Below are 7,805 nucleotides of genomic sequence, written 5' to 3'. Positions count from 1 at the left end.
CTCGAACAGCGCCAGGTTGGCGATCAGCAGCAGTCCGCCGCCCGCGTAGCCGTAGGCCCAGCCCTTGGAGGAGACCGCGTCGCGCTCGTCGGGGGAGGCCAGGCCCGGGAGGTAGGCGTAGGAGAGCGCGACCGAGACCGCGTACGAGATGTTGGCGACGACCAGCAGTGCTCCGCCGAGCAGGTAGCGGTCGCCGTCGAGGAGGAACATGCCCATCGTGGCGATCGCGCCGACGTACGCGAAGCCGCACATCAGCTCCTTGTGCCGCCCGGTGCGGTCCGCGAAGGTGCCGGTCAGCAGCATCGCCGCGACCGAGATCAGGACGGAGAAGGAGACCGTGTAGGGGAAGAACGATCCGGCGCGTATCGAGAGTCCGAGCGGGTGCACGTCGCCGGCCGCGTCGGCCGCGTTCTTGGCGACGGAGGTCAGGTACGGCCCGAGGAAGACCGTCAGGACGGTGGCGGAGAAGGCGGCGTTGGCCCAGTCGTTGATGTACCAACCGAACCGCATGCGGCGCAGGTCGCGGTCGTCGTCGGCGGTCGGCGGGGGGTCCGCCACGTGGTCCTTCTGATGGTCCGTGGTGCTCATACGGCTCCTATCGCCGTGCCGGAGCCGGTGCTGCCGTCGGTCCAGCAGCCGCGCTCGCCGAGGACGTCCCGCAGGACGTCGATGCGATCGGCCATGATGCCATCCACACCGAGGTCGAGGAGAGCCCTGATCCGTGTGGGATCGTCCACAGTCCAGACGTGGACCTGCAGGCCGAGGCGGTGCGCGGCCCGTACGAAGGCCCGGTCGACGACCCGCACGCCCCGGTGGCGCTCCGGCACCTGGGCGCAGACCCCGGTGTACGGCGCCCCGCGGCCGGGCAGCAGCGGCCCGGCCAGCGAGCGCAGCCGCAGCCGGGCCACCTCGCGCGGGCCGAGCGAGGTGGCCAGCCGGGGGCCGGCGGCGGCGCGGACGGCGGCGAGGCGGCTGTCGGAGAAGCCGCCGACGCAGACCCGGTCCCAGGCGTTCGTCCGGCGGATCGCCTCGACCAGCGGAGCGATGGCCGGCGCCGCCTTGACGTCGATGTTGAAGCGGGCGGCGGGAAAGGAGCCGAGCAGGTCCTCCAACAGCGGGACGGGTTCGGTGCCGCCGATCCGGGCCTGCCTGACGGTCGCCCAGGGCAGCTCCGCCACCGCCCCGGTGCGGTCGGTGACCCGGTCGAGGCGGGAGTCGTGGAAGGCCAGCAGCACGCCGTCGCTCGTGGCGTGCACGTCCGTCTCCAGGTAGCGGTACCCGAGGGCGACGGCGGCCTCGAAGGCGGCGAGCGAGTTCTCGGGGTGGCCGAGGTCGCCGCCCCGGTGCGCGAAGGCGAGCGGGCCCGGATGGTCGAGGAAGGGGTGCATGTCGTGCGTGCTCCGAGCTGCTGGAAGAGGCGCCTGACGGGCCCGCGGGGGCCCGGGCCACGCGCGTTACAGTATTACGCACCCTGTCAAGCGGTAACGGTGGTCGGAGCGTCATGGGAGCGAATGCGACGGGCCGGCCGGTACGAGGCCCGGCCGGCCCGTCGTCACCTCCGCCCGGGGCTCAGAGGCCCGGGGCGAGGGCCGCCAGAAGTCCGGCGAGCGCGAGGAGGCCGCAGATCCCGAAGTTGATCAGCTTGTGGGAGAGGAAGATCGCCGCGAACTCGCGGATGGTCGCGCTCGGCCAGTAGTACCGGGCGGTGGGCGAGCCGAAGACGTGGCCGTTGACACCGGTCTTGCGGGCGGTCAGCGCGGCCCGGAACGCGTGGAAGTTGTTGGTCACCACGACGCAGCGGTAGTCGGGTTTGGCCTGCACCATGATGGCCTTGCTGAGGAGCAGGTTCTCCTCGGTGGTGCGCGAACGGTCCTCCCGCTCGATGTGCTCGGCCGGGAAGCCGCGTTCGACGAGGTAGTCGGCCATCGCGTGGGACTCCGGCAGCTTCTCGTCCGGCCCCTGGCCGCCGGAGGTGATCAGCACCGGCGGGTTGCCGCGCGCGGCCTGCTTCTCGTACACCTCGCGGCCCCGGTCGAGTCGGCTGGCCAGCAGCGGCGGGACGCGCTCGCCGCCGATCAGCCCGGAGCCGAGGACGACCACGAAGTCCACGTCCCGGCGCGGCCGGTGGCGGCCGTACAGGAAGGCGTAGCCGACGAAGCAGACGAACAGGAAGGAGACGTAGCCGACCACCAGCACGGCGGTGCCCGCCAGGACGCCCAGCCGGAACGAGCCGGTGGCGAGGGCCGCGAGCAGCAGCATGATCACGCCGATGATGCCGAGGCCGGCGAGCAGGGAGAGGAGGTTGGCCGGTCGCCTGCCCTCCTTGCGGATCATCGTCACGCCGTTGGCGAGCAGGAACCAGACCAGGGCCACCGTTCCGACGGTCGGAAGCAGGAAGATCGCCACCGCCACGAGCTCTACCACCAGGGTTGGCGCCTTGCGGAGTTCGGTGAGCAGGGCGAGGGAGAGGAGCGAGACGGCGATGCCGAGCAGGACGGCGTTGCTGAACTGCCGTCGGTCGCGTAGTACCCCGATTCCGAACAGGAGGAAGAACAGGGCGGCTGGGGCATAGGCGAACATACTTCGTATGGTAGGCGTTAGCCGTTTGTATGATCGACCAAGCCGTCCCGGGGCGTGCGGTCGCTCGCGGCTCGGGCGAGGCGCTCGACGGCCGCGAGGATCGCCTCCTCCATGCGCGGGCTGCCGGTGTGCCCGGCCTCGTCGATGACCGTCAGCCGGGCGTCGGGCCAGGCCCTGGCGAGCTGCCAGGCGGTTTCGAGCGGCGAGCCGAGGTCCAGCCGCCCGTGGATCAGCTCGCCGGGGATCCCGGCCAAGCGGTGGGCGTCGCGCAGCAGTTGGCCGTCCTCCAGGAAGGCCTGGTGCGAGAAGTAGTGCGCGGTGATCCGGGTGAAGGCCATCAGCGCGTCGGAGGGGCGGTCGGTGTAGGCGTTCGGCTTCCCTAGCACCTCGTGGGAGATGACGGCGTCCTCCCAGGTGGCCCAGGCCTGGGCGGCGGCCCGCCGGACGCCCTCCTCCGGGCTGTCGAGCAGTCGGCTGTAGGCGGCGAGCAGGTCGAGGACGTCGCCGTCCCGGTCGGCGGCGGGCAGGAAGTCGCGGAACTCCTCCCACGGGCCCGGCAGGAAGCGGCCGACGCCCCGGTAGAGCCAGTCGGTCTCCTGAGGGCGGGTCATGGTGACCCCGCAGATCACGATCCCGGAGACCCGCTCCGGGTGGGCCTCGGCGTACGCGAGGATCAGTGTGGAGCCCCACGAGCCGCCGTACAGCAGCCACTTGTCGATGCCCAGGTGCTCGCGCAGCCGCTCCAGGTCGGCGACCAGGTGCGCGGTGGTGTTGTGCGCCAGCGCGGTGGACGGGTCGGCGGCGTGCGGCAGGCTGCGGCCGCAGCCGCGCTGGTCGTACTGGACGACCCGGAAGCGCGCGGGGTCGAAGTAGCGCCGGGAGCCGGGGTTGTGGCCCGAACCGGGACCGCCGTGCACCAGCACGGCCGGCCGGCCCTCCGGGTCGCCGGAGGTGTTCCAGTGGATCCGCTGCCCGTCGCCGACGTCCAACAGGCCCTGTGCGTACGGCGCTTCGTGGGAATACGGCCCGGGCATGGGTCACTCCTCCGTGAAGGTGCGAACGGGTACCGGGGGAGCTTACCCGCCGTCAGGAACCGGGGGGTCAGTGCCGGTCCGGCGGGAGGAGGGCCGCCAGGCCGTCCAGGATGCGCTCGACGCAGAACTCGAAGCGGGCGTCGAAGTTCGGCTCGGCGAGGTCCCCGGCGAGCTCGACCAGGTTGGGGAAGACGCCGACGGGCAGGGCGCGGAACCGGTCGCGGACCCCGGTGACGACGTCCAGGCGGCTGGCGCCGCCGGAGTGGGCGGCCGACATCGGTGACTGCTCCTGCAACACGAAGCCCTGGACGAAGGAGCTGAGCAGGTAGGAGGTCAGGGCGGCGTGCTCATTGGAGAATCCCGCCGTGCGCAGGCGGTCCAGCTGGTCCTCCAGCAGCTCGAACACGTGCGGCCCCGGGGCGAAGCGGCCGGCGACGATCCTGACGGCGTCGCGGTTGTCGTTCAGCAGCCGCCGGTAGCGCCAGCAGTAGTCGCGCAGCTGGACCCGCCAGTCGCCCTCGCGCGGCGGCGGCTCGGCCGAGGCCATGATGGCGTCGTTGAGCAGGTCGAGCAGCTCCTCCTTGTTGCGGACGTGCCAGTACAGCGAGGCCGCCTTGACGCCGACCTCGGCGGCGACCTTGCGCATCGACAGCCCGGCCAGGCCGTCCCGTTCCAGTATCCGTAGCGCCGCCTGGGCGAGGGCTTCCCTGGTCACGGCGGGTGTTCCGGCGCTGTCCGCCGGTGCGGCGGTCTCGTTCCCCGGTGCGGCGGTCTTCTCCGGTGCGGCGGTCTCGTTCTCCGGCATGGCTGTGCGGACGCCTCCCAGCGGTGTCGCGGGGGCCCCGTCGTGGGGCCCGGAAATTCCATTTGCAATCTAACACCGTTAGGTGCACTCTGTGCCTGTCGGACCGCCCCTAACGCTGTTAGGGGCCTCAATCAGGGAGGGCTCCATGGGAGAGTCGAGCGCCCGCCGCAAGCGGCTCGCGCTGTTCACGCTCTGCGTCACCATGTTCATGTCCATGCTGGACAACGTCATCGTCAACAACGCCCTGCCCCGGATCGGGCAGGACCTGGACACCGGGATCAGCGGCCTCCAGTGGGTCGCCGAGGGCTACAGCCTGGTCTACGCCGCCCTGGTGCTGACCGGTGGCGCGCTCGGCGACCGCTACGGTCGCACCCGGGTGTTCCGCCTCGGCCTCGCCCTGTTCACGGTCGGCTCCGCGGTGGCCGCCCTGGCCGGGTCGATCGGCGTGCTGGTCGGCGCCCGGATGCTGCAGGGCGTCGGGGCCGCGCTGCTCACCCCCGGCAGCCTCACCCTGCTGCGGCACGTCTTCACCGACGAGCGCGAGCGCGCCAAGGCGATCGGCACCTGGTCCGGGGTCTCCGCGCTCGGCCTGTCGGTCGGCCCGGTGGTCGGCGGCCCGATGGTCGAACACCTCGGCTGGGCCAGCGTGTTCTGGATCAACGTGCCGATCGGTGTGGCCGGGCTGCTGCTGGCCGTCCGCGTCCTGCCGGACATCGCCCCGCGACCGCGCCGCATCGACCTGGCCGGCCTCGCGCTGTCCGCCGCCGGCCTGGGCCTGCTGGTCTACGCGCTGATCGAGGGCCCCTCCCGGGGCTGGACGGACGCCCGGGTGCTGGGCTGCGGAGCCGGGGCCGTCGTCCTGCTGGTCGCCTTCCTGCTGCTCGAACTGCGCCTCGCCGAGCCGATGCTGGAGCTGCGGCTGTTCCGTGACGGCCCGCTCGGCGGCGCGATGCTCAGCGGGTTCATGGTCAGCTTCGGAATGTTCGGCGCATCGTTCTTCCTGCCGCTGATGATGCAGGGCGTGCTCGGCTGGTCCCCGGCCGCCGCGGGCTACGCAGGGCTGCCGATGACCGCGATGCTCGTGATCGCCGCGCCACTGGCCGGCGGGCTGACCGCCAAGTACGGTCCGCGGGTGCCGCTGGTGTTCGGCCTGGCGCTGTGCGCGGTGGGCCTCGGCGGCCTGTCGCTGTACGGCGACCACGCCCACTACCCGGCCTATGTGTGGACGCTGCTCGCGATGGGCCTGGGGATGGGCATGACCTTCACCCCGGTGTCGATCGGGGTGATGCAGCGGGTCTCCCCGGCACAGATGGGAATGGCCTCGGCGAGCATCAACACCCTGCGCGAACTCGGCGGCGTGCTCGGGATCGCCGTGCTCGGTGCCGTCCTGACCAACCGGATGTCCGACTCGCTGACCTCCGCCCTGCACCGCCTCGGCGTCCCGCCGCAGGCCGTCGGCTCGATCGCGGACGCCCCGGCCGGCGCGTCCTACGGGTCCGGCGGTACGGCGCCCGCGCTGCCCGAGCCGGTCCGGGCGGCGGTGGACGGCGCCTTCATCGACGGCATACACCTCGCCGTGCTCAGCGGCGCGGGCGCGCTCGCCGTCACCGCCGTCCTGGTGGCCGTGCTGCTCGGCCGGGGCCGGCCGCTCGCCCCGGCCGGTTCCTCCGGCCTGCCGCAGCCGGAGGAACTGGCCGAGGCCCGCTCCGCCTGAGGCATGCCTGACCGGAACGGCCTGAGCGGGACGGCCTGACCGGCATGGCGTGAGCGGGACGGCGCCGCGCCGTGACGGGGCCTCAGCCGGGGCCCGTCAGCGGATCCCCTCCACCGCCGCCTGCGCCGCGCGGGCCAGCTCCCGCCGGGCCCCCGCCCGGGTGGGCTGCGGCCCGGGCGGCGGGATCGGCGGCAGGAAGGTGACGTCCGCCACCAGCCCGCGCACCGCGACCACCCGGGCGAGCGAGGTCAGCAGCCCCTCGTCGCCGATGAAGGCGGGCGCGCTGGTGAGCCGGCCGTCCGCCAGCCGGTAGCGGATCGTCACCGGTTGGACGAAGGCGCCCGCCTCCACGGCGGCCTGGAACAGTGCGGGCCGGAACCGGCCGCTCTCCCGCCCGCACCAGGTCGATCCCTCCGGGAAGACGATCACCGGGTGCCCGGAGCGCAGCTCCTCGGCCACCGTCGCCACGGTGTCCGGGAGGGTCCGCAGTCGGTCGCGGTCCAGGAACACGGTGCCGCCCCAGGCCACCAGCCGGCCGAGCACCGGCCACTGCCGGACCTCGGTCTTGGCCAGTGACCGGCCCGGTCGGCCGGCCGCGAGCAGCGGGATGTCCAGCCAGGACACGTGGTTGGCCACCACCAAGGCCCCGCCGCCGACCGCGCCGCCGACCCCACCGCCGGCCTTTCCACCCCGACCGGGCGTGCCGAGGTGGACGGTCACCCCGAGGCTGCGCAGCAGCACCCGTGCCCAGAGCCGGATCAGCCGGTCCCGGGCACCGTACGGCAGCAGCCGCACCGGCAGGCTGAGCACCACCCCGGCCAGGACCGCCACCAGACAGGCGGTCAGCCGCAGCGCGCGCCGGGCATGGGAGACCTCCGGCGCGCGCTCGCCCAGGCAGGTCTCCGGCCGGCAGGGCGCGGTCGGCAGCCAGACGCTCATGACGAGGCGCCCAAGGCGGGGGCTCCGGACAGGAAGTGCCGCAGGTAGCGCGGGTCGGTGCGCTCCAGCGACAGCAGCACGTACAGGTCGGCGCAGCCGAAGTCCGGGTCGAACGCGGGCTCGCCGCAGACCCAGGCGCCCAGCCGCAGGTAGCCGCGGAGCAGGGCGGGCAGGGCGCCGCGCTCGGCGCGCGGCACACCGGTGGCGTCCCAGCGGCGGTGCGGGGTGACCCGGTACTCCTCGGGGGCCAGGTGCTTGGCGCTGACGGTGTCCCAGACCCGGGCCGCGGTGGCGCCGCCGTCCGCCAGCTCGATCGAGCAGCAGCCGCCGACCCAGGTGTTGCCGGTGTCGGCCAGGTAGCGGGCGATGCCGCCCCACATCAGGTTGATGACCGCGCCGCTGCCCCGGTGGTCGGGGTGGATGCAGGAGCGGCCGAGCTCGACCAGGCCGGGACGCACCGGCGCGAGGGCGGAGAGGTCGAACTCGCCCTCGGAGTACAGCCGTCCGGCCCGGCGGGCGGCGTCGGGGGGCAGCAGCCGGTAGGTGCCGACGACGGTGCCCTGCTCGGCCTCGCGGACCAGCAGGTGGTCGCAGTACTCGTCGAAGGGGTCGACGTCGAGCCCGTCGACCGGGCTGTGGAGGACGGCGCCGAGCTCGGTGGCGAACACCTCGTGGCGCAGTCGCTGGGCGGCGCGCACGTCCTCCTCGTCGCGGGCGAGGGAGACGGTGTAGC

Annotated in this window: 8 protein-coding genes; 1 reads left to right on the top strand and 7 read right to left on the bottom strand. The window is 73.2% G+C overall.

The annotated features are described in order from the left end of the window. The 5 genes from J0670_RS23490 to J0670_RS23470 all read right to left on the bottom strand — a co-directional run. On the bottom strand, nucleotides 1-588 hold a 588-nt coding region (locus tag J0670_RS23490; RefSeq protein WP_207813635.1), incomplete at its 3' end, for an MFS transporter. Beyond that, entirely contained in the window at nucleotides 585-1,388 is an 804-nt protein-coding gene (locus J0670_RS23485; RefSeq protein WP_207813634.1) for a glycerophosphodiester phosphodiesterase, read from the bottom strand. The genes J0670_RS23485 and J0670_RS23490, both read right to left, overlap by 4 nt. A gap of 181 nt (nucleotides 1,389-1,569) precedes the next feature. After that, nucleotides 1,570-2,580: a YdcF family protein gene (locus J0670_RS23480; protein ID WP_207813633.1), complete on the bottom strand. Its 1,011-nt coding sequence runs from the start codon at nucleotides 2,578-2,580 to the stop codon at nucleotides 1,570-1,572. 17 nt (nucleotides 2,581-2,597) lie between these two features. Then, complete coding sequence (gene pip / locus J0670_RS23475) at nucleotides 2,598-3,614, bottom strand: prolyl aminopeptidase (protein WP_207813632.1); 1,017 nt, start codon at nucleotides 3,612-3,614, stop codon at nucleotides 2,598-2,600. A 67-nt stretch (nucleotides 3,615-3,681) separates the two neighbouring features. Beyond that, nucleotides 3,682-4,419 (bottom strand): TetR/AcrR family transcriptional regulator, encoded by a 738-nt coding sequence (locus J0670_RS23470; RefSeq protein WP_207813631.1) that lies wholly within the window; start codon nucleotides 4,417-4,419, stop codon nucleotides 3,682-3,684. Nucleotides 4,420-4,564: 145 nt separating this feature from the next. Between J0670_RS23470 and J0670_RS23465 the strand changes: the two genes are divergently transcribed. Continuing rightward, nucleotides 4,565-6,133, top strand: coding sequence for an MFS transporter (locus J0670_RS23465; protein WP_207813630.1), 1,569 nt, complete (start codon nucleotides 4,565-4,567; stop codon nucleotides 6,131-6,133). Between the two features lie 96 nt (nucleotides 6,134-6,229). Here J0670_RS23465 and J0670_RS23460 read toward each other — a convergent pair whose 3' ends face one another. Next, nucleotides 6,230-7,072 carry a 1-acyl-sn-glycerol-3-phosphate acyltransferase gene (locus tag J0670_RS23460; protein ID WP_207813629.1) on the bottom strand — a complete coding sequence of 281 codons (843 nt, stop codon included), beginning with the start codon at nucleotides 7,070-7,072 and terminating at the stop codon, nucleotides 6,230-6,232. Next, nucleotides 7,069-7,805: GNAT family N-acetyltransferase (locus J0670_RS23455; protein ID WP_207813628.1), on the bottom strand; the 737-nt coding region annotated here is incomplete at its 5' end. The genes J0670_RS23460 and J0670_RS23455, both read right to left, overlap by 4 nt.

The organism is Streptomyces sp. FH025 (assembly GCF_017427025.1).
Classification (GTDB): Bacteria; Actinomycetota; Actinomycetes; order Streptomycetales; family Streptomycetaceae; genus Kitasatospora.
The sequence above is the reverse complement of the archived record's forward strand: the minus strand, read 5'-3'. Positions and strand labels throughout refer to the sequence as shown.

Coding starts and splice junctions, on each gene's coding strand:
- J0670_RS23485 (WP_207813634.1), bottom strand. CDS start 1,388: ATGCACCCCTTCCTCGACCATCCGGGCCCGCTCGCCTTCGCGCACCGG.
- J0670_RS23465 (WP_207813630.1), top strand. CDS start 4,565: ATGGGAGAGTCGAGCGCCCGCCGCAAGCGGCTCGCGCTGTTCACGCTC.
- J0670_RS23460 (WP_207813629.1), bottom strand. CDS start 7,072: ATGAGCGTCTGGCTGCCGACCGCGCCCTGCCGGCCGGAGACCTGCCTG.
- J0670_RS23480 (WP_207813633.1), bottom strand. CDS start 2,580: ATGTTCGCCTATGCCCCAGCCGCCCTGTTCTTCCTCCTGTTCGGAATC.
- pip (WP_207813632.1), bottom strand. CDS start 3,614: ATGCCCGGGCCGTATTCCCACGAAGCGCCGTACGCACAGGGCCTGTTG.
- J0670_RS23470 (WP_207813631.1), bottom strand. CDS start 4,419: ATGCCGGAGAACGAGACCGCCGCACCGGAGAAGACCGCCGCACCGGGG.